We start from the raw sequence: 23400 nt of genomic DNA, 5'->3' as shown, positions 1-23400 counted from the left end.
CCGTCACTCCCTCGTGCATGCCGTGTCAGCTTGCGCCAGGGGGCCCGCTGCTCTTAAGGTCAACCCCAACATGTAGTAGTTACATGGCTGTAGTTGGTCCACAAGTTGGGGTAGAATCGACAGAGTTATCCACAGCTTGTCGGTGTTCACCCACCGGGTGTCCACACAACGATCACCAGGGCGATTGCGGCCCCGTGGTCGGACACCACGGTCGGACCCGGTGCGATGAGGAGGTGATCGGCACATGCGCTGCCCATTCTGCAGGCACGCCGATTCCCGTGTCGTCGACTCTCGTGAGGTGGATGAAGGCCAGGCGATTCGCCGCCGTCGCTCGTGCTCGGAGTGCGGTCGCCGGTTCACCACCTCGGAGACGATGGTCCTCGCCGTCGTGAAGCGTTCCGGGGTCACCGAACAGTTCAGCCGCGACAAGGTGGTTCTGGGAGTGCGCCGTGCGTGCCAGGGCCGTCCCGTCGACGACGACGCGTTACAGCAGCTCGCTCAGCGCGTCGAGGAGTCGATCAGGGCGGCGGGCGTCGCGGAGATACCGAGCCACGAGGTGGGGCTGGCCATCCTGGGCCCGCTTCGCGAGCTGGACGCTGTGGCTTATCTGCGGTTCGCGAGTGTGTACCGCTCGTTCTCCTCGATCGAGGACTTCGAGAAGGAGATCTCGGATCTTCGGCAGGCGATTGCGGGTGCGGCCGATCCGGCCGCCGGCAGCGGGAAGAGTGCGGACGACGCGTGACGTCGCCGCGAATGCGAACGCGGGAGTGGGAGTCATGACAGAAACCGTGGGGGTCGGCGCCGAGGCCTCCGGCAGGTCGGGGAAGAAGCGGCAGAGCGGTGCGGCCGCGCGCAAGGGCCTGAAGGTCCAGCGCGTCTACACCACCGAGGGCGTGCATCCCTACGACGAGGTCACGTGGGAGAGCCGCGACGTCGTCATGACCAACTGGCGTGACGGCACGATCAACTTCGAGCAGCGCGGGGTCGAGTTCCCCGAGTTCTGGTCGCTCAACGCCACCAACATCGTCACCAGCAAGTACTTCCGGGGCGCCGTGGGCAGCCCGCAGCGCGAGAGCAGCCTCAAGCAGCTCATCGACCGGGTGGTGAAGAAGTACGTCGAGTCGGGCACCGAGCACGGCTACTTCGCCTCGCCCGCCGACGCGGAGATCTTCGAGCACGAGCTGACCTGGATGCTGCTGCACCAGGTGTTCAGCTTCAACTCCCCGGTGTGGTTCAACGTCGGCACCTCGTCCAAGCAGCAGGTCTCCGCCTGCTTCATCCTCTCCGTCGACGACACGATGGAGTCGATCCTCGACTGGTACAAGGAAGAGGGCCGCATCTTCAAGGGCGGCTCCGGCGCGGGCCTCAACCTCTCGCGCATCCGCTCCTCCAAGGAGCTGCTCTCCTCGGGCGGCACGGCCTCGGGCCCGGTCTCGTTCATGCGCGGCGCCGACGCCTCCGCGGGCACCATCAAGTCCGGTGGCGCCACCCGGCGCGCGGCGAAGATGGTCGTGCTCGACGTCGACCACCCCGACGTCGAGGAGTTCATCGAGACCAAGGCCAAGGAAGAGCACAAGATCCGCGTGCTGCGCGACGCCGGGTTCGACATGGACCTCGGTGGCGCCGACATCGCGTCGGTGCAGTACCAGAACGCCAACAACTCGGTCCGCGTCTCCGACGAGTTCATGCAGGCCGTGGAGAACAAGGGCGACTTCGGGCTGCGCGCGCGGCTGACCGGCGAGGTCATCGAGCGGGTCGACGCCAAGAACCTCTTCCGCAAGATGGCGCAGGCGGCGTGGGAGTGCGCCGACCCCGGCATCCAGTACGACGACACGATCAACGACTGGCACACCTGCCCCGAGTCGGGCCGCATCACCGCGTCCAACCCGTGCTCGGAGTACATGCACCTCGACAACTCCAGCTGCAACCTCGCGTCGCTGAACCTGCTGAAGTTCCTCTCCGACGACGGCACGTTCAACGCGGAGCTGTTCGCCAAGGCCGTCGAGCTCGTCATCACGGCGATGGACATCTCGATCTGCTTCGCGGACTTCCCGACCGAGCCGATCGCGGACACCACGCGGAAGTTCCGGCAGCTGGGCATCGGCTACGCCAACCTCGGCGCGCTGCTCATGGCCACCGGTCACGCCTACGACTCCGACGGCGGGCGCGCGCTCGCCGCCTCGATCACGTCGCTGATGACGGCCGTGTCCTACCGGCGTTCGGCCGAGCTGGCCGGTGTCGTCGGCCCGTACGAGGGCTACGCCCGCAACGCCGAGGCGCACCAGCGCGTGATGCGCAAGCACGCGGCGGCCAACGAGCTGATCCGCACCTACCACACCAACGACGTCAACGTGCGCTCGCTCGCGACCCGGGAGTGGCAGCGCGGCATCGAGATCGGCGGGGCGTCGGGCTGGCGCAACGCGCAGGCCAGCGTGCTGGCTCCGACCGGCACCATCGGCTTCATGATGGACTGCGACACCACGGGCATCGAGCCGGACTTCTCGCTCGTGAAGTTCAAGAAGCTCGTCGGCGGCGGCTCCATGCAGATCGTCAACAACGCGGTGCCGCGCGCGCTGCACTCGCTCGGCTACCAGGGCGAGCAGATCGAGGCGATCGTCGACTACATCTCGCAGCACGGCCACGTCGTGGACGCTCCGGGCCTGCGCCCCGAGCACTACGAGGTGTTCGACTGCGCCGTCGGTGAGCGCTCCATCGCGCCGATGGGCCACGTGCGGATGATGGCCGCCGTGCAGCCGTTCCTGTCGGGCGCCATCTCCAAGACGGTCAACATGCCGGAGTCGGCGACCGTCGAGGAGGTCGAGGAGATCTACTTCCAGGGCTGGAAGCTCGGCCTCAAGGCGCTGGCGATCTACCGCGACAACTGCAAGGTCGGCCAGCCGCTCTCCACCGGCAAGAAGGAGAAGGCCGAGGCGGAGCCGGAGAAGGTCGTCGAGTACCGCCCGGTGCGCAAGCGCCTGCCGAAGAAGCGCCCGAGCCAGACGGTGTCGTTCACCGTGGGCGGTGCCGAGGGCTACCTGACCGCGGGCTCGTACCCCGACGACGGCCTCGGCGAGATCTTCGTCAAGCTCGGCAAGCAGGGCTCCACGCTGGCCGGTGTCATGGACGCGTTCTCGATGTCGATCTCGGTGGGCCTGCAGTACGGCATCCCGCTGGAGTTCTACGTCTCGAAGTTCTCCAACCTGCGCTTCGAGCCTGCCGGCATGACCGACGACCCGGACGTGCGGATGGCCACCAGCGTGCTCGACTACCTGTTCCGCAGGCTGGCGCTGGACTACCTGCCCTACGAGAAGCGCGCGCAGCTCGGCATCTTCACCGCCGACGAGCGTTCCGCGCAGGTCGAGGCCGACTACGGCAACGGCAACGCCGAGCCGGAGAGCGTGGACCTGGAGGCGCTGCGCAGCAGCGTGGACGCCAGCGGCACGCGCCCGGTCGAGCAGGAGGCTTCGCAGGAGGACGACTCCGCGAGGCTGCGGGAGGCGCACACCACCACGGAGCTGATGGAGCTGCACCTCGGCAAGGCCGCCGACGCGCCGCTGTGCATGACGTGCGGAACGAAGATGCGCCCGGCCGGCTCGTGCTACGCCTGCGAGGGCTGCGGAGCCACCTCTGGCTGCAGCTGACGCGCTGAGCCTGTGACGCGGAAGGCCGGAGATCGCTCGCCGATCTCCGGCCTTCCGCTGTTGCGGTGACGTGCCGCGCCGCGTGAGACTCGGGCATGGCGATCTCTCCGATCCTGGTGACCGGCGGCACCGGCACGCTGGGCAGGCACGTCGTGCGGTACCTGCTCGACCGCGGCCAACCCGTTCGCGTCGCCAGCCGTCGCCGGGCGCCCGCCGGGCCGCAGCCGCACGAATGGGCCACTGTGGACTATCGCGGCGGCACCGGGCTGGCCGCCGCCGTCGAGGGCACGAGCGCGGTGGTTCACTGCGCCACCAACGCGGTGCGCGGTGAGGCAGAGCTGGCCCGCACCGTGCTCGCCGCCGCGAAGGACGCGGGCTGCCCGCACGTCGTCTACATCTCGATCGCCGGCGTCGATCGGCACCCGCTGCCGTACTACCGCGGCAAGCTCGCGGCCGAGCGCGTGGTCGCCGACTCCGGCGTCGGGTGGACCGTCCTGCGCGCCACGCAGTTCCACGACCTCGTGTACCGCATCCTGTCCGCACTGGCCCGGCCGCCCGTGCTCGTGCTGCCCCAGGGCGTGCGCGTGCAGCCCGTCGACTCCGGCGAGGTCGGCGCGCGGCTCGCCGAGCTGGCCACCGGGGCGCCCTCGGGCCGCGTGCCGGACTTCGGCGGGCCGGAGGTCCGCGAGCTCAGCGACCTCGCCCGCGCCTACCTCGACACGGCCGGGCGCGCGCGCAAGATCGTGAGCGTCCCGCTGGCGGGCCGGTCCTACCGGGCCTACCGCGATGGTCTGCACCTCGCGCCCGGGCACGCCGAGGGCCGCGTCACGTTCGAGGAGTTCCTCGCTCAGCGCCGCTGATCGCCGGCCAGCCGCTCCCAGAGGAACTCGAAGACCAGCGCCCACTTGAACGCCAGCTGCGCGTTGTCGGCCGCCGCGCCGTGCCCGCCCTCGATGTTCTCGTAGTAGCCGACGTCCGCGGCGGCATAGCCCTGCTCCCGCATCCGGGCCACCATCTTGCGCGCGTGCGCCGGGTGCACCCGGTCGTCGCGCGTGGACGTCACGAACAGCGCCGGAGGATAAGATCGTCCACTGTGGACGTTATGGTACGGCGAGTACCGGGAGAGGTAGGCCCAGTCGGCGGGATCGTCGGGATCGCCGTACTCGGCCATCCACGACGCTCCGGCGAGCAGCTTGTGGTAGCGGCGCATGTCGAGCAGCGGCACCTGGCTGACGATGGCGCCGAACAGCTCGGGGTAGCGGGTGAGCATGACGCCCATCAGCAGCCCGCCGTTGCTGCCGCCCTGGATACCGAGCCGGGCCGGCGTGGTGATGCCGCGCTCCACCAGGTCCGCCGCCACGGCGGCGAAGTCCTCGTAGACGCGGTGGCGGTTGGCCTTGATCGCCTGGTTGTGCCAGTCCGGGCCGTACTCCCCGCCGCCGCGGATGTTCGCCAGCACGTAGGTTCCGCCCCTGGCGAGCCAGCCCCTGCCGGTCATGCCGCTGTAGTACGGCGTCTGCGACACCTCGAACCCGCCGTAGCCGGTGAGCAGCGTCGGCCCCGGCCGGTTCTCGTGGGCGCCGACCACGAAGTACGGGATCCGCGTGCCGTCGGCCGACGTCGCGAAGAACTGTTCGGCCACCAGCCCCGCGCTGTCGAAGAACGGGGGCGCCTGCCGCAGCGTCTCCAGTGTGCCGCCCACCACGCCGCGCACCAGCGTCGACGGCTCGGTGAACCCGGTGACGTCGAGGAAGAACTCGTCGCCGCCATGGGGATCGGTGCCGACGAGGTCGACGCTGCCGACCTCGGGAACGCCCGCGAGCGGCTCGTCCAGCCAGCCGCCGTCCGCCGGGGTGAGCACACGCAGCCTGGTCTTCACGTCGCTCAGCGTGCCCAGCACCAGGTGGTTGCGGGTCCACGCGTAGTAGTCGAGCGAGGTGTGCGCGTCCGGCTCGAACAACACGGTCATGGTGCGCTCACCGGCGAGGAAGGCGTCGAGTCTCGCGGCGAGCAGCGCGCCGGCCGGGTACTCGCCCCACGGCGTGCGCGTGCGCACCAGTAGCCACTCCCGGTGCACGGAGGCGTTCGCGTCCTCGGGGACGTCGATGCGCACGAGCCCGTCCGCCGTGCGCAGGTACAGCTCCGAGCGGTAGAAGTCGACGTTGCGGCGCACGAAGTCGCGTTCCCAGCCCTCGGTGGAGTCGTGGTAGGCGCGCACCGACACGTCGTCGGGCTTGCCCTCGAACACCACGGGCGCCTCGGCGAGCGGGGTCCCGCGCCGCCATTCCCTCACCACGCGCGGGTAGCCGGAGCTGGTGAGCGAGCCCTCGCCGAAGTCGGTGCCGACGTAGATGTGGTCCTCGTCGATCCAGCCGACGGAGCTCTTCGCCTCGGGAAGCTCGAAGCCGCCGTCCGCGACGCCCCTGAACTCGAGCCGCTCCAGGTCGAACTCGCGCACCACGGTCGCGTCCGCGCCGCCGCGGGACAGCTCCACGAGGCAGCGCCGCAGCCCGGGCCGCAGTACCTCGGCGCCCTGCCACACCCAGTTCTCGCCCTCGGCCTCCGCGAGCGCGTCGACGTCGATGAGCACCTGCCAGTCCGGTTCGGCCTTGCGGTACTCCTCCAGCGTGGTGCGCCGCCACAGTCCCCTCGGCTGGGTGGCGTCGCGCCAGAAGTTGTAGAGATGCTCCCCGCGACGGCGTACGTAGGGGATGCGGTTGTCGGCGTCGAGCACCTCGCGCAGCTCGCCGCGGACCCGGTCGAACCGCTCACCGCCCGTGAGCCGCGCGACCGTCTCGGCGTTGCGGGCCCGCACCCAGTCCAGCGCACGCTCGCCGGTGACGTCCTCCAGCCAGAGGTACGGGTCGTCGTCCACAGGGGGTGTTGCGTCGGTCATGGCCTCCAGTCTGCCAGCGCGCATCGGTTCCCGTTTCGTGATCCGGGACGCGGTGCCGCGCCGATAGGCTGACGTGCACTGTGGACAGAATCGACGATGTCCGCCCCGCCAGGAACAACCCCTTCGCGGTGCTGGGCGTGCTCGTGCTCGTGCTGGGGGTCGTCGGCGTGGTCGCGCTCGCGGGCAGGGCGGCCGCGCCCGTGAAAGGTGTCGCGCTGCCGTCCCCGGACGCCGTCCACGGACTCGTGGCGACGCCGTCGGTGGAGTCGCCGCCGAGGGCTCCCGCGAACGAGCCCGCCGCGGACCCGGGTGCCGGCCCGCTGCTGGGTGAGGGCGTCACGTTGCCGGGCGTCACCTGCGACCTGCCCGGGCTCGACGGCTCCCCCGAGCGGCTTCGCACGTTCTACTCAGCGGCGCTGACCTGCCTCGACGCCGCCTGGGAGCCGGTGCTGACCGGTACCGGGTCCCGGTTCGCCGAGGCGGGGCTGGAGATCGCGTCGGACGCGTCGAGCCGCTGCGGCGCGATGCCCGGCGAGGACGAGGCCACCGCGTTCTACTGCGGCGCCGACGGGATCATCTACATGCCGAGGGAACGCCTGATCGAGTACCTGGGGCTGTACCGTCCCGCGCACCTCGCCGTGCTCGCGCACGAGTACGGCCACCACGTGCAGAAGCTCAGCGGCACGCTCGCGGCCATGGCGGAGCTGATGGCCGGGCTGGACCCGGGGTCGCCCGGCGAGCTGGAGCTGACGCGGCGCACCGAGCTGCAGGCCAACTGCTTCGCGGGGCTCTTCCTCGCCGCCGTCGCCGGTCGCGGGGAGATCAGCTGGGAGGAGGCCCGCAGCGGGGTCGGCGACTTCGCGAACAGCATCGACAGCGACACCCACGGGACGCTGGAGAACCAGGTCCGCTGGGCGGAGACCGGGTTCGCGGCCGACGGTCCCTCCGCGTGCAACACGTGGACCGCGCCCGCCGCGGAGGTCGCCTGAGGTCGGCGCCCCGGCCGAGAGCTTTCACGCTGCCCACCCGACCACTAACCTGGTGTGAGGCAGCTCACGGTTCTCGGCGGGAGGAGACATTCATGCGCATTGCCGATCTGCTGCGGAGCAAGGGGGCGATGGTGGCCACCGTTGCTCCGGAGACGACCGTCAGAGAGCTGCTCGCCCGACTCGCCCAGCACAACGTCGGCGCGCTGGTGGTCGTCGACGACCACGACGAGGTGGCCGGCATCGTGTCCGAGCGCGACGTCGTGCGCCGCCTGCACGAACACGGTCCCGGCCTGCTCGACCGGCCCGTCGCCGCCATCATGACCACGGTCGTGGCCACGTGCACCCCCCAGGACTCGGTCGACCAGCTCAGCGCCGTGATGACCGAGCGCAGGATCCGGCACGTTCCGGTGCTCGTCGACGGCAGGCTCGGCGGCATCGTCAGCATCGGCGACGTGGTGAAGTCCCGGATGGACGAGCTGGAGCAGAACCAGGAACAGCTGGAGGCCTACATCTCAGGCGGGACGTTCAACGCCACCGGCTGACTCCCAGCCGCGCAGCACCCGGTCGATGTCGGAGCGGATGCGCTCGCGCGCGTCCACTCTCGGCATTCCGGACATCAGCAGGTCGTCGTAGGCGGTGTCGAGGTGCCGCACCGACGCGATCACGGCCAGTCGCACGGCGTCCTCGCCGAGTGCCCGGCCCTCGGCCGAACGTCCGACACGGCCGCTGCCCCTGGTGGCGGCGTGTTCGGCGATCGCCCGCGCCCGCTCGCGGGGGCAGCCGGGGAAGAGCCGCACGATCTCGGCCGCGAACCGGGCCTGGAACTCCACGTCCTGGACGGCGCGCCGCTCGGCGTCGCGGACCCGGCGGCGGGCGCGCAGGTCCTCGTCGGCGAGGCACTGCTCCTCGGCCCGGTCGAGCGCGGCCGGCTCCACGAGGATGCCCTGCCGCTCGTACCGCTTGCGCCTGCGGTTGAGCCGCACGACGAGCACGCACAACGTGCTCTCCTTCCTCGCGCGGCGGGACAGCGCGGCGTCGCCCGAGGGCAGGAACGCGAGGTGGTCGAAGTCGGCGCAGGTCAGGCACAGCGGGCCGGTGTCCTCGACGAGCTGGAACTCGCCCGCGCCGGCGTTCGCGCCACAGCCCGCGCACGTCCACGCCTGCTCCGCGGTGGTCACTGTGAGGTCCGGTGCCTTGTTCTGCCGTTCCCGCAGCCGTTCGAGGCGTTTCGGGGACAGCTCAGGTGACATCCAGTGCGTGCGGCAGAGACGCTCGACCGTTTCGCCGCCGTCGGCGGTGAAGCGCAGGGGCCTTTTGTCACGGGTACGGGCGAGGTAGGCGGTGTCGCTGGCCGTCAGGCCACGGGCCGCGGCCCAGTCGCGCAGGTGGGCCACGGCGTCGGTGACCTTGCGCGCGTCCACCGGGAGGGCGTGCTCGAGGCAGGGAACGCGGCCGGAGCGCCACTCCTCGGCTCGGGAAACGGGCAGCCAGCCGAGCGCGGAGAACAACTCGATCGGCGCAACGTAGTGCTGTCGGGCGAGGGCGGTCTCGGCGGCGTCGATCACCCGCTGGCGCAGCTTCGTCATGGCGCCGACAGCCTAGCCTGCCTGTTCCTCCAGGCTCGGCGCGAGCGCTGCGACACCGGCCGTGAGCGCCGTCCTCGCCTCGGCGAAGCCGGTGCCGCCGGGCAGGTGCGCGAGCAGCGACACGATGTAGCGCTGGTCGGAGCCGACGATGCCGGTGGTGTTGAGCACGAGCCCGTCGCGCACCTCCATCCAGCCCTGCTTGACGGCCCATTCGCCGTCCGGCAACACGGCGGGGATCCCGAAGTACTGGTCGAAGCCGTCCACCGCCACGCGCCTCGCGTCCGCCAGCGCGCTGAGCACGAAGTCGCTCGCGGGCCGAGGCAGCTCGTCGTCGAGGTACTCGTAGACGGTCACCACGTCGCGCGCGCTCATCCGCGTCAGCTCCCACTGGCCTGGCTCGCGGGGCGGGCTCGTACCGGTGAGGCCCATCAGCTCCGCGACGTTCCGGTCGATCTCGGTGCCGCCATAAGCACCCCACAGCGCGGACGCCACCCCGTCGGCGCTGCCTGCCAGCATCGCGTGCAGTTCCTCGCGCTCGGCGCCGCCGGGGACCTGCCAGTCCGCCTCGCGCAGCACCTCGGTGGCGATCAGCAGCTTGACCACCGAGGCCGTGTAGAACTGCGCGTCGGCGTTGAGGCTCGTGAGCATCGAGTCGGTGAGCCGGTCGTGGACGGCGAGGCCGATGCGCGTGCCCGGCACCACCGCGGTCACGGCCCCGGAGACCGCCCGCGCCAGCTCCGCGCGTTCCCGCTCCGGCGCCGGGGCCTCGGTGGTGGGTGTCAGCGGCGGCCGTGTGAACGCCTCCTCGGTGACCGGGGCACGGGTGGGCGCCTCCGGCTCGGGAGACGCCACGGTGTCGGCCCTGGTCACCGCCGACACGGTGATCACGGTCGCGACGAGTCCCGCCGCCAGCGCACTGAGGCCGATCGCCCGACGCTTCACCGGACCAGCGAATCACCCGATCGGTACGTTGCCGGTCAACTCGGTGTGAACATCAGGCGCACCGGGTTCTCAGTTGGTCATCTCCTCGCCTCGATCAGGGTGCGGGCCGAGTGGGCGGTGAACACGCCGTCGCGCCGGATCAGCTCGTGCAGCTCGCGCAGCCGGCCGAGGTGGGCGTCCACGGTGAAGCCGGGCACGGTCCAGATCACCTTGCGCAGGAACCAGATCACGGCGCCGATGTCGAAGAACTCCACGCGCAGGCGCTCCGACCGCACGTCCACGACCTCCAGGCCGGCGGCCCGCGCGTCCGCGGCCTCCCGCTCGGGATCGCGTTTCCGGCGCGCCTCCGGCTGCGGGCCGAGGAAGTACTCCACCAGCTCCCACATGGTGCCCGGGCCCACGTGCTGGGCGAAGTACGTCCCGCCCGGCCGGAGCACCCTCGCGATCTCCTCCCACCACACCGTCGCCGGGTGGCGGCTGGTCACCAGGTCGAACGCCGCGCCGGCGAACGGCAGCGGCGGCTCGTCCGTGGTCTCGACGACGACCGCGCCCCGTGGCCGCAACGACCGCGCCGCCGCGGCCACGTTCGGCGGCCACGACTCCGTCGCCACCAGCACCGGCGGGAACCGCGGCACCCCGGCCAGCACCTCCCCGCCGCCGGTCTGCACGTCCAGCGCCGCCGACGCCCGGGCCAGCCGCCGGCCCAGCTGCCGCTGGTACCCCCAGGACGGGCGCTGCTCGGTGGCCCGGCCCCCGAGCCACGAGAAGTCCCAGCCGTCGACCGGAGCGGTCGCGGCCTCGACCACCAGATCGTCGAACGAACGAGACATACTCCGATCGTCTCAGCGCCCGCCACCGGTTTACCGGGCGCGATCCCCGCGGGCACAACCTTTCGTCGGGATCCGCACCGCCTTCCTTGACACCGTGGGACGGCGCCGGAAAGGTCGAACCACTCCGATCGCCGACCGACTGGGGGCACCGTGAGAGCCGCACGCCTCGCCGTCCTGCTCACCGCCGTCATCGCGCTGCCGCTGGTTCCCGCCGCGGCGCAGGCGGAGCCGCCGCCGGGGCCGGTGTTCGAGGACGGGCAGGCGCAGCCGGTGTTCGATCCCGCCGACGTGGTACGCGAGAGTCTCTGGGTGACGGCGCCGGTGGACAGCGACCGCGACGGCGCCGACGACGAGGTGCACGTCGAGATCGTCCGACCCAGGGCCACCGAGCAGGGCCTGCGGGTGCCGGTGGTCTACCAGGCGAGCCCGTACTACGCGGGCGGCAACGACGTCGTCAACCACAACGTCGACGTGGAGCTGTACGTCCCGGACGGGCACGGCAAGCCCCAGCCGCAGATCACCTGGCGCTACGAGCAGTACCTCGTCTCGCGCGGGTTCGCGGTCGTCTACGCCGAGTCGCTCGGCAGCGGCGCCTCCACCGGCTGCCCCACCACCGGCGGCGAGAACGAGACGATCGGCGCCAAGTCCGTCGTGGACTGGCTGGGCGGAAGGGCGAAGGCCAGGGACGCCGAGGGCACACCCGTCACGGCGGACTGGACCACTGGCAAGACGGCCATGATGGGCGTGTCCTACAACGGAACCCTGCCCAACGCGGTCGCGAGCACCGGCGTCGAGGGGCTCGAGACGATCGTGCCGATCGCGGCGATCTCGGACTGGTACGACTACTACCGTGAGGACGGCGCCGTCGTGGCGCCCGGCGGTTTCCAGGGCGAGGACGCGGACGTGCTCGCCGAATACGTGTACACACGCGACGACCGGGCGATCTGCCGTCCGATGATCGACGAGCTCGCCAGGGAACAGGACCGCGTCACCGGCGACTACAGCGCCTTCTGGCACGAGCGCAACTACCTCGACGACGCCCGCGACGTGCGTGCCTCGGTGCTCGTGGTGCACGGCCTCAACGACTGGAACGTCACCACGAGCCAGGCGGCCAGGTGGTACGAGGCGCTGGGCAAGGCGGGCGTGGAACGCAGGATCTGGTGGCACCAGTCCGGCCACGCCGACCCGTACGGGCTGCGGCAGCAGGAATGGCTGCGCACGCTCAACCGCTGGTTCTCCCACTACCTGTACGGCGTCGACAACGGGATCGAGGACGAGCCGAGGTCCACGGTGCAGCGCGAGGACCTGTCGTGGACCGACGAGGCCGACTGGCCTGCGCCCGGGACCCGGGACGTGACGCTGTATCCGAGGCCGGGCGGCTCCGCACGCGGCGGGCTCGACGTGTCCGGCCCGCTGCGCGGACGGCCCGTCGTCGAGCGGTTCACCGACGACGCGACCAAGACCGTGGAACAGCTCGTCGACGCGCCGTCGTCGGCGAACCGGCTCGCCTACTCCACCGGTCCGGCGCGGAACCCCGTGCGGTTGAGCGGAACGGCGTCGGTGGAGCTGAAGGTCGCGTTCGACCGGCCCGCCGCGAACGTCACCGGCGTGCTGGTGGACCGGGCGCCCGACGGCACGTCGACCGTGATCACGCGCGGCTGGACGGATCCGCAGAACCGCACGAGCCCGTGGCGCACGCAGCCGATCCGGCCCGGGGTGCCGTACGACGTGTCGTTCGGCCTGCAGCCGGACGACTACGTGCTCGCCGCGGGACACCGCCTGGAGTTCGTGCTGCTGTCCAGTGACCACGACTTCACGTTGCGGCCCGAGCCCGGCGCGGGGCTGGCGATCGACGTGCGGAACACGGCGGTGGAGGTGCCGGTCGTCGGCGGGAAGGCGGCCCTGCGCGCGGCGTTCTGAGCGCGGTCGGCGGGCGGGGCCCGCACCACCTTAGCCCCGCCCACCGACACCAACCCGCTCCACCGCCGCCCCTCCGGCCCCCTTGTTCAACTCACCCCCACCCGTCCACAGATTCCTCCCACCCCCGCCACCCCCGCCCTCCCCACGCCATCGTGGATCCATGACCACCTCATCCACGACCGGCATCACCACGGTCGACCTCCGCGCGCCGGGGCAACTGCTCGCGGCGCTCCCGCACCTCATCGGATTCCGCCCCGCCGACTCGGTACTCGCGGTCGTCCACAGTGGATCGTCCGCGAGCCGCGTCGGCTGCGTGCTCCGTGCGGACCTGCCCGAACCGGGCCACGAGACCGGCTTCGCGCTCCAGCTCGAACAACCGCTGCTGGCCGGGGAACCCGGCGGCGTCACCATCGCCGTCGTCGGCGGGGACCCGCCGGAACAGGGCACCGGGCCGCCGTACGCCACGCTGGTCGGCGCCCTCACGGCCGTGCTCGGCGAGCGCGGTATCCCGCTCGTGCACGCCCTGTGGGTACCCGAGATCCGGGAGGGCGCGCGGTGGCGCTGCTACGACGAACCGGGCTGCGGCGGACGGCTACCCGACCCGGACTCGTCCGTCATGGCGGCCGTGTCCGCGCACGCGGGCCTGGTCACCTTCGCCAGCAGGGAGGAGATGGCCGAGCAGCTCGCTCCCGACGACGAGCCGGCACTTTCCCGCCGGGCCGCGCTGCTCGACGTCGCGGTCGACCTGCTCGGGGTGACGGCGGAGCCGGGTCCCGCGCTGCTCGGCCGCGCGTTCACGGCGGTGCGGGCGGCGCTGGCGAGAGCCGCCCGCGGCGAGCTGACGTTCTCCGACCAGGAGATCGCCGAGCTGGCCATCGCGCTCGAGCTCGCCGACGTCAGGGACGCCTGCCTGGCGACGGCACTGCCTCCGGGCGGGCCGCGCGCGGCCACGGCGGAGCGGCTGTGGCTCGCGCTCGTGCGGGCCACCCCGAAACCGGAGCGCGCTCAGGTGGCGAGCCTGCTCGCCTACTCCGCCTACGTGAGGGGAGACGGTCCGCTGGCGGGCATGGCCGTCGAGAGGGCGCTGGAGGCCCATCCCGACCACGTGCTGGCCGGGCTGCTGGCGCGGGCGCTGGCCCACGCGATGCCGCCCGCGAAGCTCGCCAAGCTCGGCGGCACCTGCGACGCCTCGGCGTTGTGGGGGCCCGAGGACGAGGAGGAGCCGCCTACGCGGGGTTCGCCGCCCTGCGGTCCTGGGTGAAGCGCCACGCGTCGGCGACCATCCCGGTGAGGTCGGTGCGCTCGGGCTTCCAGCCCAGCGCGGTCCTGGCGCCCTCGCTCGACGCCACCAGCACGGCCGGGTCACCGGCCCGGCGCTGGCCGACCACGGCGGGGATCGGGTGGCCGGTCACTTCACGGCAGGCCTCGATCACCTGGCGCACCGAGAAACCGGTGCCGTTGCCCAGATTGTAGATCTGGTGCTCGCCGGCCCGGGCGTGCTCCACCGCCAGCAGGTGGGCGTCGGCGAGGTCGGTGACGTGGATGTAGTCGCGCACCGCCGTGCCGTCGTCGGTGGGGTAGTCGTCGCCGTAGATCTGCGCCTGGGCGCGGTCTCCGGTGGCGACCTGCAGCACGAGCGGGATCAGGTGCGTCTCGGTGGCGTGCCGCTCGCCGTAGCGGCCGTACGCGCCCGCGACGTTGAAGTAGCGCAGGCTCACCGCGGCCAGTCCGTGGGCCCGCGCGTAGCTGGTGATCGCGTGGTCGATGGCGAGCTTGGTCGCGCCGTAGGTGTTGGTGGGCCGGGTGGGCGCGGTCTCCGGGATGGGGCTCGTGTCGGGCTCGCCGTAGGTCGCGGCGGTGGAGGAGAAGACCAGGCGCGGTGTGCCGTGCGTGCGCATCGCGTCGAGCAACCGGAGGGAGGTGAGCACGTTGCCGCGCCAGTAGGTGCCCGGATCCTGCATCGACTCGCCGACGAGCGACTTCGCCGCGAAGTGCAGTACCCCGTCGAAACCCTGACCCAGCAACGTTGCGGCGACCTCGGCCGCGTCACCGCGGACGAACTCGGCGCCCTCGGGCACGGCGTCCTCGTGGCCGGTGGACAGGTCGTCCACCACGGTGACGGCGTGGCCGGCCTCGACAAGCCGGGCCGCGCACACGCTGCCGATGTAACCGGCTCCACCCGTGACGACCAGTTTCATGGGCTTGGCGGACGGTGCCGTGTCGGTGGGCATCTGCTCGGGGCCTTCCTCGTTGCGACTGCGGATCGGGGGTGCTCGGCGGCCACGCTACGAGCGGGGCCTGTGCCGGAGCCGGGCGCGGGCTGGTGTGCCGCTGTGCCCGGCGGGTTCCGGGAACCGGGGTGCCGGTGCGGGCTTCCCCGATGGTGACACCCGCCACCGGTGATCGCCGGACGCGGGCACGGAGCACAGTGTGCACCCCGCCCGTGGCGGGCCGGGATCAGGGTCTGTCCTGGCCCGCACCCGCCGAGGGCACCGCGGTGAACAACCGGGGTCTGCGGTACCCGGCCTGCTCGAACGCGGCGTTCACCGCGTTCTCCACGGCCCGCTGGTCGGTGTCGCGGACGAGCGCGATCGCCGAGCCGCCGAAGCCGCCGCCGGTCATGCGCGCGCCGAGTGCGCCCGCCGCGCGGGCGGTGTCGACGGCGAGGTCGAGCTCGGGGCAGGAGATGCGGTAGTCGTCGCGCATGCTGACGTGCGAGGTGTCGAGCACGGGACCGATGTCGGCGATCCGGCCTTCCCGCAGGAGCCGGCCGACCTCGACCACGCGGTCGTTCTCGGTGACGACGTGGCGCACGAGCGGGGCCAGCTCGGCGGGCAGCGTGTCGAGCACCGCGGCCAGGCCGTCGCCGGTGACGTCGCGTAGCGCCCCGACGCCGAGCAGCTCGGCGGCCCGCTCGGTGCCGCGCCTGCGCTCGCCGTAGCCGGACTCGCTGTGCGCGTGCTTGACGCGGGTGTCGATCACGAGGACGCGCAGGCCGGCGCCCTCGGCGTTGAACGGCACCTGCTCGGTCTCGCCGGTGCGCACGTCGAGGAACAGCACGTGGCCCTCGACGCAGCACAGCGACGCGGTCTGGTCGAGCACGCCGGTCGGCACGCCGACGAACTCGTTCTCGGCGCGCTGCGCCCAGCGGGCGATTTCGGCGCGGCGGGCCTGGTCCGGCTCGCCGTGGCCCGCGAGGCCGAGCAGGGCGAGCGCCACGGCGCACTCGATCGCGGCCGACGACGACAGGCCCGCGCCCGTGGGCACGTCACCGGCGATCACCAGGTCGGCGCCGCCGTCGATGCCGTGCTCGCGCAGTACCCACGCGACACCGGCGGGGTAGGCGGCCCAGCCCTCCGGCTCGCCGGGGCGCAGGTCGGGAATCCGCACGGGGCCGGCCTGCTGGATGCGGCCGTCCGAGCCGAGCGTCGCCAGGGTGAGCACCTTGTCGTCACGCGGGGAGCCCGCGGCGGCGAGGCGATGGGGCAGGGCGAACGGCAGCACGAAGCCGTCGTTGTAGTCGGTGTGCTCGCCGATCAGGTTGACGCGCCCGGGCGCCGACCACACCCCGCGCGGCTCGGCGCCGTGCAGGGTGCGGAACGCGCCCGCCGCCGCTGCGGCAGAGGTCACCGCGCCTGCGCCAGCACGGCGTGCAACACCGACGCCGCGACCTGAGCCGAGTTGTGGTCGTCGGAGACCTCGACGGTGGAGCCACCGCCGTTGATCTTGCCGACGTGCACCGTCTGGCCGGGCACGATGCCCACGGACTTCAGCTCGGTCATCAGCGACTCGTCGAGCTGCACGTGCTCGGCGATGCGCCGGATCTCCACCTTGCCGCCGCCCGAGCGGGCCACCTCGTCCAGGCGCACCAGGTCGGCCTCGGCCGGCGGCGCGGGCTCGCCCTCGCCCAGCTTGTCGAGGCCGGGGATCGGGTTGCCGTACGGAGAGGTGGTCGGGTGGTCGAGCAGCTGCACGAGCTTGCGCTCGACGGCCTCGCTCATGACGTGCTCCCAGCGGCACGCCTCGTTGTGCACGTGCTCCCACTCCAGGCCGATGACGTCCACGAGCAGCCGCTCGGCGAGGCGGTGCTTGCGCATCACGGCGATGGCGAGCTCGCGGCCGTGGTCCGTCAGCTGGAGGTGCCGGTCGTCGGCCACCACCACCAGCCCGTCACGCTCCATTCGCGCCACCGTCTGGCTCACGGTCGGGCCGCTCTGCTGCAACCGCTCCGCGATACGCGCGCGCAGCGGCACGACACCCTCTTCCTCGAGCTCGTAGATGGTGCGCAAGTACATCTCGGTGGTGTCGATGAGATCGTTCACGCCTGTCCCCTTTGTTCGCGTTGCTCATGGTAGTCGTTGTGCCGGACAGTTACGGCAGGCGATCACGTAACGACGGCGTATTGGCCGGCGGGCCGCCCACGGTGCGTGACCGGCCGGGGCCGGGAAAGGATGAGCCGCATGCGTTCCGTCATCACGACCGCCGAACTCGCGGACCTGCTCGACGCGCCGGCCGCGGACCGCCCCACGGTCCTCGACGTCCGCTGGCGCCTCACCGGTCCGCCGGGCGCGGAGTCCTACCGGGCCGGGCACCTGCCGGGCGCCGTCTACGTCGACGTGGACACCGAGCTCGCCGCACCGCCCGGGCCGGGCGGCAGGCACCCGCTGCCTGACCCGGCCGCGCTGCAGCGCGTGCTGCGCGCCGCGGGCGTGCGCGCCGGTCGTCCCGTCGTGGCCTACGACGACGCGGACTCGTCGGTGGCCGCGCGGGCGTGGTGGCTGCTGCGCTGGGCGGGCCACACCGAGGTCGCCGTGCTCGACGGCGGCTTCGCGGCCTGGGAGGCCGAGGGCAGGCCCGTCACGACGGAGGAGCCGGAGCCCGCCGAGGGCGACCTCGAGGTCCGCCCCGGCGGCCTGCCCGTGCTCGACGCCGACGAGGCCGCGGCGCTCGCCCGGGAGGGCGTGCTGCTCGACGCGAGGGCACCGCAGCGCTACACGGGTGAGACGGAGCCCGTCGACCCTCGCGCCGGTCATATCCCTGGCGCCCGCAACGCCCCGTTCGCCGCGCATGTCGGGTCCGAAGGGCGCTGGCGTTCGCCCCGGGAGCTCGCCGAGCATTTCGCGAGGCTCGGCGTGGGTGACGGGGTGCCGGTGGGCGCCTACTGCGGCTCGGGCATCACCGCCAGCTCGATCGTGCTGGCGATGGAGGTCGCGGGCAGGCGTGAGCCGGTGGCCCTCTACGCGGGGTCGTGGTCGAACTGGTCGGCCGATCCGGCCAGGCCCGCGGCGACGGGTCCCGAACCCGGTTAGCCTCCTGGCGTGCGGCCGCGGCCCCCAGGAGGCGCTGCGCGCGGCGGTACGCCCTCCCGTCACCCGGCCGCCGCCCCCCAAGGACGCGCTGCGCGCGGCAGTACGCCCTCCCGTCACCCGGCCGCCGCCCCCCAAGGACGCGCTGCGCGCGGCAGTACTCTCTTTTCATGTCGTCCTCCGCCGTCGTCTGGGACCCCGCACTGCTCGGCTACGACCTTGGTGGCGAGCACCCGTTCAACCCGGTCCGCCTGCACCTGACGGTCAAGCTCGCGACCGCGCTGGGGGTGCTGAAGGACGTGCCCCTGCTGGTGCCGGAGCCGGCGACCGAGGTCGAGCTGTACCGCGCGCACGCCGCGGAGTACCTCGAAGCGGTGAAGCAGGCGCCGATGGCGAGCTGGGACGTCGGGCACGGGCTCGGCACCAGCGACAACCCGATCTTCACGAACATGCACGAGGCGTCGTCGCTGGTCGTCGGCTCGACGATGCTCGGCGCGCGCCGCATCGCCGAGGGCAGGGCACTGCGGGCGGTGAACATCGCGGGCGGGCTGCACCACGCCATGCGCGACCACGCGTCCGGCTTCTGCGTGTACAACGACCTGTCGGTGGCGATCTCGTGGCTGCTGGACAACGGGTTCGACCGCATCGCCTACATCGACACCGACGTGCACCACGGCGACGGCGTGCAGGCCGCCTTCTACGGCGACCCGCGCGTGCTCACGATCTCTCTGCACCAGCACCCCTTCACGTTGTTCCCCGGCACCGGGTACTCCGGCGAGACCGGGGTCGAGGGCGCCGAGGGCAGCGCCGTGAACATCCCGTTGCCGCCGAGGACGAAGGACGCGGGCTGGCTGCGGGCGTTCCACGCCGTGGTGCCGTCGCTGCTGGCCGAGTTCCGTCCGCAGCTGCTGGTGACCCAGTGCGGCGTGGACTCCCACGAGGAGGACCCGCTCGCCGACCTGTCCCTGACCGTCGACGGTCACCGCACGATCTACCGCGCGCTGCGCGAGCTCGCCGACACCCACGCCGACGGCAAGTGGCTCGCGGTCGGCGGCGGTGGCTACCAGCTGATCCGCGTGGTGCCGCGGTCGTGGACCCACCTGATCGCGACGGTGCTCGACCGCGACGTCGATCCGGACACCCCGCTGCCCGCCGAGTGGTCGGATCTGGTGCGCGAGGCGGCGCCGAGGGCGGAGCTGCCGCTGCGCATGACCGACGGCGGCGACACCGGGTTCGCGCCGTGGGGGGACGGGCTCGACGACGCCGTCGACGTGGCGATCCGCGACACCCGCAGGGCGGTCTTCCCGCTGCACGGCCTGGATCCGGACGATCCGAGGGACTGATCGAGATGACGAGCGACACCGGCGAGCGGAACTTCGATCCCTTCGACTACCCGCGCCAGTGGGAGGCCGACGTCCTGCTCTCCGACGGCGGAACCGTCCACTTGCGACCCGTGGTGCCGACGGACGCCGACGGGCTCGTGGCGCTGCACGGCAGATTGTCCGACCGCACGCGCTACCTGCGCTACTTCGGCGCCTACCCGCGCATCCCGGCGCGGGACCTGGAGCGCTTTTCCACGGTCGACCACCACGACCGCGTGGCGTTCGTGGCGCTGCTCGGCGACGACGTGGTGGCCGTGGGCCGGTACGAGCGGCTGGACGCCGAATCGGCCGAGGTCGCGTTCGTGGTCGACGACGCGCACCAGGGCCGTGGCCTCGGGTCGATCCTGCTGGAGCACCTCGCCGCCGCCGCGTCGGAGCGGGGCCTACGCCGGTTCGTCGCCGAGGTGCTCGCCGAGAACTCGGCCATGATCCGGGTCTTCCGCGACGCCGGCTACCAGGTGAGCCGCGCGTTCGAGGAGGGCGTGGTGCACCTGGAGTTCGACATCGACCCCACCGAGGAGTCGCTGGCCGTGGCGCGTGCCCGCGAGCAGGCCGCCGAGGCGCGCAGCGTGCACAACCTGCTGCACCCGCGCTCGGTCGCCGTCATCGGCGCGTCCACCGACCCGACCAAGATCGGGTACGCGGTGCTGAGCAACCTGCTCGCGGCCGACTTCGCGGGCACGGTCTACCCGGTCAACCCCGAGCACGCCTCCGTGCGCGGCGTGCGCGCGTACAAATCGGTGCTGGAGATCCCCGACCCGGTGGAGCTCGCGATCGTCGCCGTGCCCGCCGACCAGGTGGAGTCGGTGCTCGACGGCGCGCTGGCCAAAGGCGTCAAGACGCTCGTGATCGTGTCGGCGGGCTTCGGTGAGGCGGGCCCGCACGGGCAGCACGCCGAGCTGCGGCTCGTCGGCGAGGCCAGGGCACACGGCATGCGCGTGGTGGGCCCGAACGCGCTCGGCGTGCTCAACACCGACCCGCGCGTGCGGCTCAACGCCACGCTCGCGCCCCGGCTGCCCAAACGCGGGCGCACGGGCTTCTTCTGCCAGTCCGGTGCGCTGGGCACCGCGATCCTCGCCGACGCCGAGGCGCGCGGGCTCGGGCTCTCGACGTTCGTGTCGGCCGGTAACCGCGCCGACGTCTCCGGCAACGACCTGCTGCAGTACTGGGAGACCGACCCGAGGACCGATCTCGTGCTGCTGTACCTGGAGTCGTTCGGCAACCCGCGCAAGTTCGCGCGCCTCGCGCGCAGGCTCGCGCGCAGCAAGCCGATCGTGGCGGTGAAGTCCGGGCGGCACGCGGTGCGCCCGCAGCTGGCGGCCACCTCGACCGAGATCGACGAGTCGAGCGTGCAGGCACTGTTCGAGCAGGCCGGGGTCGTGCGGGTGGACTCGCTGGCGCAGCTGTTCGACACCGCGCTGGTCTTCGCCCACCAGCCGCTGCCCACGGGTTCGCGGATCGCGATCGTCGGCAACTCGAGCGCGATCGGGCTGCTCGCCGCGGACACCGCGCGGGCGCAGGGGCTGCGGCTCGGCATCGATCCGGTGGACGTCGGCCCGCAGGCCTCGCCCGAGCAGTTCGCGGCAGCCGTGGGGGAGGCGCTGGACTCGCCGGACGTGGACGCCCTCGTCGCCGTGTTCGTGCCCCCGGTGGCGATTCCCGGCACGGCCTACGCGCGGTCGCTGCGGGAGACCGTCACGGCGCGGAAGGACACGGTCCAGAAGCCGATCGTCTCGACGTTCCTCGCCGCCGAGGGGGTGCCCGCCGAGCTGGCGGTGCCGGGCGAGGACGGGGCGCCCTCGGCGGGGTCGATCCCGAGCTACCCGAGCCCGGAGCGCGCGGTGAACGCGCTCGCGCGCGTGGTGCGCTACGCCGCGTGGCGGCAGCGGCCACAAGGCACGCTCGTGCGGCCCGCGGGCCTGCACGCGGAGCAGGCGCGGGGCATGGTCCGGGAGCTGCTGGCCGACGACCACAACCGGGTCCTGACCGACGACGAGGTGGTGCGGCTGCTTGCGTGCTACGGCATCGAGGTGGTGCCGTTCCGGCTCGTCGCGGGCGCCGACGACGCCGTGGCGGCCGCGGCGGAGCTGGGCTACCCGGTGACGCTCAAGGCGTTCGACGACCGGCTGCGCGGCAGGCCGGACCTCGCGGGCGTGCGGCTGGACCTCACGTCGGAGGACTCGGTGCGCGTCAGCTACCGCGATCTGCGGGAGGTCTCGGGCGCCGACGAGGTGTACGTGCAGCGCATGGCACCGAAGGGAGTGTCGTGCGTGATCGGGCTGCAGGACGACCCGTCGTTCGGCACGCTCGTCGCCTTCGGCCTCTCCGGTGTGGTGAGCACGCTGCTCGGCGACCAGGCGTTCCGCGCGGTGCCGCTCACCGACGTCGACGCCGCGACGATCGTGCGCGAGCCCAAGACGGCGCCGCTGCTCACCGGCTACCGCGGCGACGAGCCCGCCGACCTGGCGGCGTTGCAGGACCTGGTGCTGCGCGTGGCGGCGCTGGCCGAGGACAACCCCGAGGTGCGCTCGCTGTCGCTCGACCCGATCCTCGCCTCGCCCGACGGCGCCTTCGTCACCAACGCGCGCATGGTACTGGGACCGCCGCCGTCGCGCCCGGACTCGGGACCGCGCAGGCTGCGCCCAATCACCGCGCCGGAGGACTGATCCGCGTGCCGTCCGGCGGCGGCCCGGCCGGTTGCCGCGAAGGCCCGAGCGCCACCGCTCCGGCCTAGAACGCCGAGGGTTTCATCGCGTAGACGTAGCGCTTGCCGGGGTACTCGGTGAGCCCCCACAGCTGTTGCTGCGGGCCCCGGTAGGAGAGGTCCTCGGGGCCGATCGGCTGGGCTCCGCTGTGCTTGGCCGGTCCGCTGCTCGCCGTGAACGTGTACACCGAGCCGCGCGAGCCCGAGCCCGCGCTCGCCGACACGAGGAACTCGCCGTTGATCGCCGTCGCGCCCTGCATGCTGGCGATGTCGGTGCGGTAGGCCTCGGTGGCGTGGGTGTAGCCGTCGGCCGACTCCTTGAACTTGCGGTCGGTGTAGTCGATCGGGAACCGCACGACGCGCGAGCCGGTGCCGTCGGCGTTGTACTCGGGCACGACCACGCTGTCGGGCGAGCTGGTGCGGTCCAGCGAGGCCGCCGAGTAGCGCAGCCGCGCGACGCCGTTCGTGGTGGACGCCGTGAACTTCTGCGCCTGCGGGAGCACGTAGGCGTAGTTGAAGGCGTGGTAGCTGCCGTCGGACTGCCTGCCGATCTTCGACTCGTCCCCGGTCGAGACCTTCCACAGGTGCCGCAGGTCGAAGGCCCGGAACCCGCCCCACGTGTCGGCCGAGTAGAGGTAGTGGCCGTAGGTGAAGATGCCGCCGGCGTGCACGGTCACCGGGCGGAAGTCGGGCAGGCCCGCCGAGTTGGTGTACGGCTCGACGAGCAGCACGTGGCGGTACTTCGGCGCGGATGGGGTCGCGTAGTCCACGAAGGACACACGGACGCCCTTGTTGGTGCCGGAGCCGTTGTAGTACCAGCTGACGAACAGCGCGGTGCGGCCCTCGTAGGTGCCGCTGCCGTAGGCGTCGGCGGTGGTGCTGATGCCCTGCGGGTACCAGTCGGCGGTGCCGTTGTCGCCCGACTGCCAGCAGAACGCCGCCACCTGCCCGGTCGCGGAGGGGTCGCACCCGCTCGTGGTGCCGGTGCGGTTGGCGCTGTCCAGCACGGCGGGCAGCGACGCGTTCGGCAGGGCGTCGTCGAGTTTCGCGATCACGGCGTTGTAGGCGCCCTCGGCGAGGCGGAAGTCGCTCGCCGTGAGCGTGACCGGCGCGGCGCTCGCCGCGGGTGCGGACACCACCGACACGGCGGCGACCAGGCTGAGTGCGGAGAGAGCGCAGAGCGGTCCTCGGCTTCGCATGCCGG

The 23400-nt window shown here is 72.2% G+C and carries 18 protein-coding genes; 10 read left to right on the top strand and 8 right to left on the bottom strand.

The genetic code is table 11. The features are described from left to right. The first annotated feature begins 244 nt into the window (after positions 1–244). The 3 genes from nrdR (at position 245) to BA062_RS23525 (ending at position 4501) form a co-directional block, all read left to right on the top strand. Positions 245–742: a transcriptional regulator NrdR gene (gene nrdR / locus BA062_RS23535; RefSeq protein WP_110340229.1), complete on the top strand. Its 498-nt coding sequence runs from the start codon at positions 245–247 to the stop codon at positions 740–742. A gap of 34 nt (positions 743–776) precedes the next feature. Further along, positions 777–3641 carry a vitamin B12-dependent ribonucleotide reductase gene (locus tag BA062_RS23530; protein WP_110340227.1) on the top strand — a complete coding sequence of 955 codons (2865 nt, stop codon included), beginning with the start codon at positions 777–779 and terminating at the stop codon, positions 3639–3641. Positions 3642–3736: 95 nt separating this feature from the next. Continuing rightward, positions 3737–4501, top strand: coding sequence for an SDR family oxidoreductase (locus tag BA062_RS23525; RefSeq protein ID WP_210406969.1), 765 nt, complete (start codon positions 3737–3739; stop codon positions 4499–4501). Here the strand turns inward: BA062_RS23525 and BA062_RS23520 are convergent. Further along, positions 4489–6537: a prolyl oligopeptidase family serine peptidase gene (locus tag BA062_RS23520; RefSeq protein WP_110340225.1), complete on the bottom strand. Its 2049-nt coding sequence runs from the start codon at positions 6535–6537 to the stop codon at positions 4489–4491. The two genes, BA062_RS23525 and BA062_RS23520, sit on opposite strands and share 13 nt — an antisense overlap. An 80-nt stretch (positions 6538–6617) precedes the next feature. On the opposite strand from BA062_RS23520, the gene BA062_RS23515 reads away from it, so the two are divergent. Next, positions 6618–7526: a neutral zinc metallopeptidase gene (locus BA062_RS23515; RefSeq protein ID WP_110340223.1), complete on the top strand. Its 909-nt coding sequence runs from the start codon at positions 6618–6620 to the stop codon at positions 7524–7526. A 92-nt stretch (positions 7527–7618) separates the two neighbouring features. Further along, entirely contained in the window at positions 7619–8068 is a 450-nt protein-coding gene (locus BA062_RS23510) for a CBS domain-containing protein (RefSeq protein WP_110340221.1), read from the top strand. Here the strand turns inward: BA062_RS23510 and BA062_RS23505 are convergent. The 3 genes from BA062_RS23505 to BA062_RS23495 all read right to left on the bottom strand — a co-directional run bounded on the left by BA062_RS23505 (position 8039) and on the right by BA062_RS23495 (position 10884). Continuing rightward, a complete protein-coding gene (locus BA062_RS23505; RefSeq protein WP_110340219.1) occupies positions 8039–9112 on the bottom strand; it encodes a DUF2293 domain-containing protein in 1074 nt (357 codons plus the stop codon). The genes BA062_RS23510 and BA062_RS23505 overlap by 30 nt on opposite strands. 12 nt (positions 9113–9124) lie before the next feature. Continuing rightward, on the bottom strand, positions 9125–10054 hold the full coding sequence (locus BA062_RS23500; RefSeq protein WP_110340217.1) for a serine hydrolase: 930 nt from the start codon (positions 10052–10054) through the stop codon (positions 9125–9127). 77 nt (positions 10055–10131) lie between these two features. Beyond that, positions 10132–10884 carry a class I SAM-dependent methyltransferase gene (locus BA062_RS23495; RefSeq protein WP_110340215.1) on the bottom strand — a complete coding sequence of 251 codons (753 nt, stop codon included), beginning with the start codon at positions 10882–10884 and terminating at the stop codon, positions 10132–10134. 150 nt (positions 10885–11034) lie between these two features. Here BA062_RS23495 and BA062_RS23490 point away from each other — a divergent pair, with 150 nt between their 5' ends. After that, positions 11035–12804: a Xaa-Pro dipeptidyl-peptidase gene (locus BA062_RS23490; protein WP_110340213.1), complete on the top strand. Its 1770-nt coding sequence runs from the start codon at positions 11035–11037 to the stop codon at positions 12802–12804. Positions 12805–12964: 160 nt separating this feature from the next. Then, complete coding sequence (locus BA062_RS23485; RefSeq protein WP_110340211.1) at positions 12965–14065, top strand: DUF4192 domain-containing protein; 1101 nt, start codon at positions 12965–12967, stop codon at positions 14063–14065. Here BA062_RS23485 and galE read toward each other — a convergent pair. The 3 genes from galE to BA062_RS23470 all read right to left on the bottom strand — a co-directional run bounded on the left by galE (position 14031) and on the right by BA062_RS23470 (position 17126). Continuing rightward, on the bottom strand, positions 14031–15035 hold the full coding sequence (gene galE / locus BA062_RS23480; RefSeq protein ID WP_110340209.1) for a UDP-glucose 4-epimerase GalE: 1005 nt from the start codon (positions 15033–15035) through the stop codon (positions 14031–14033). The two genes, BA062_RS23485 and galE, sit on opposite strands and share 35 nt — an antisense overlap. A gap of 226 nt (positions 15036–15261) precedes the next feature. Beyond that, complete coding sequence (gene galK / locus BA062_RS23475; protein WP_110340207.1) at positions 15262–16434, bottom strand: galactokinase; 1173 nt, start codon at positions 16432–16434, stop codon at positions 15262–15264. Continuing rightward, positions 16431–17126: an iron-dependent transcriptional repressor DtxR gene (locus BA062_RS23470; RefSeq protein WP_110340205.1), complete on the bottom strand. Its 696-nt coding sequence runs from the start codon at positions 17124–17126 to the stop codon at positions 16431–16433. The genes galK and BA062_RS23470 overlap by 4 nt, the downstream gene beginning before the upstream one ends. 138 nt (positions 17127–17264) lie before the next feature. Here BA062_RS23470 and BA062_RS23465 point away from each other — a divergent pair, with 138 nt between their 5' ends. From BA062_RS23465 to BA062_RS23455, 3 genes are all read left to right on the top strand, one after another. Next, positions 17265–18113 carry a sulfurtransferase gene (locus tag BA062_RS23465; protein WP_110340203.1) on the top strand — a complete coding sequence of 283 codons (849 nt, stop codon included), beginning with the start codon at positions 17265–17267 and terminating at the stop codon, positions 18111–18113. A gap of 167 nt (positions 18114–18280) precedes the next feature. Beyond that, the gene (locus tag BA062_RS23460) at positions 18281–19453 is read left to right on the top strand and encodes an acetoin utilization protein AcuC (RefSeq protein WP_110340201.1); all 1173 of its coding nucleotides are present in this window, start codon (positions 18281–18283) and stop codon (positions 19451–19453) included. A gap of 5 nt (positions 19454–19458) precedes the next feature. Then, positions 19459–22158: a bifunctional acetate--CoA ligase family protein/GNAT family N-acetyltransferase gene (locus BA062_RS23455; protein WP_110340199.1), complete on the top strand. Its 2700-nt coding sequence runs from the start codon at positions 19459–19461 to the stop codon at positions 22156–22158. Between the two features lie 64 nt (positions 22159–22222). Here BA062_RS23455 and BA062_RS23450 read toward each other — a convergent pair whose 3' ends face one another. Beyond that, positions 22223–23395 (bottom strand): LVIVD repeat-containing protein, encoded by a 1173-nt coding sequence (locus BA062_RS23450; protein WP_110340499.1) that lies wholly within the window; start codon positions 23393–23395, stop codon positions 22223–22225. Positions 23396–23400: the final 5 nt, after the last annotated feature.

This window comes from Prauserella flavalba (genome assembly GCF_003202235.1).
Classification (GTDB): domain Bacteria; phylum Actinomycetota; class Actinomycetes; order Mycobacteriales; family Pseudonocardiaceae; genus Prauserella_A; species Prauserella_A flavalba.
Note: the sequence above shows the minus strand (reverse complement) of the source record. Positions and strands in the feature narration are given on the sequence as shown.

Bases quoted from the DNA above. Each gene is read 5' to 3' on its own strand.
- nrdR (WP_110340229.1), top strand. From the start codon at position 245: ATGCGCTGCCCATTCTGCAGGCACGCCGATTCCCGTGTCGTCGACTCT.
- BA062_RS23530 (WP_110340227.1), top strand. From the start codon at position 777: ATGACAGAAACCGTGGGGGTCGGCGCCGAGGCCTCCGGCAGGTCGGGG.
- BA062_RS23525 (WP_210406969.1), top strand. From the start codon at position 3,737: ATGGCGATCTCTCCGATCCTGGTGACCGGCGGCACCGGCACGCTGGGC.
- BA062_RS23520 (WP_110340225.1), bottom strand. From the start codon at position 6,537: ATGACCGACGCAACACCCCCTGTGGACGACGACCCGTACCTCTGGCTG.
- BA062_RS23510 (WP_110340221.1), top strand. From the start codon at position 7,619: ATGCGCATTGCCGATCTGCTGCGGAGCAAGGGGGCGATGGTGGCCACC.
- BA062_RS23505 (WP_110340219.1), bottom strand. From the start codon at position 9,112: ATGACGAAGCTGCGCCAGCGGGTGATCGACGCCGCCGAGACCGCCCTC.
- BA062_RS23495 (WP_110340215.1), bottom strand. From the start codon at position 10,884: ATGTCTCGTTCGTTCGACGATCTGGTGGTCGAGGCCGCGACCGCTCCG.
- BA062_RS23485 (WP_110340211.1), top strand. From the start codon at position 12,965: ATGACCACCTCATCCACGACCGGCATCACCACGGTCGACCTCCGCGCG.
- galE (WP_110340209.1), bottom strand. From the start codon at position 15,035: ATGCCCACCGACACGGCACCGTCCGCCAAGCCCATGAAACTGGTCGTC.
- BA062_RS23465 (WP_110340203.1), top strand. From the start codon at position 17,265: ATGCGTTCCGTCATCACGACCGCCGAACTCGCGGACCTGCTCGACGCG.
- BA062_RS23460 (WP_110340201.1), top strand. From the start codon at position 18,281: ATGTCGTCCTCCGCCGTCGTCTGGGACCCCGCACTGCTCGGCTACGAC.
- BA062_RS23455 (WP_110340199.1), top strand. From the start codon at position 19,459: ATGACGAGCGACACCGGCGAGCGGAACTTCGATCCCTTCGACTACCCG.
- BA062_RS23450 (WP_110340499.1), bottom strand. From the start codon at position 23,395: ATGCGAAGCCGAGGACCGCTCTGCGCTCTCTCCGCACTCAGCCTGGTC.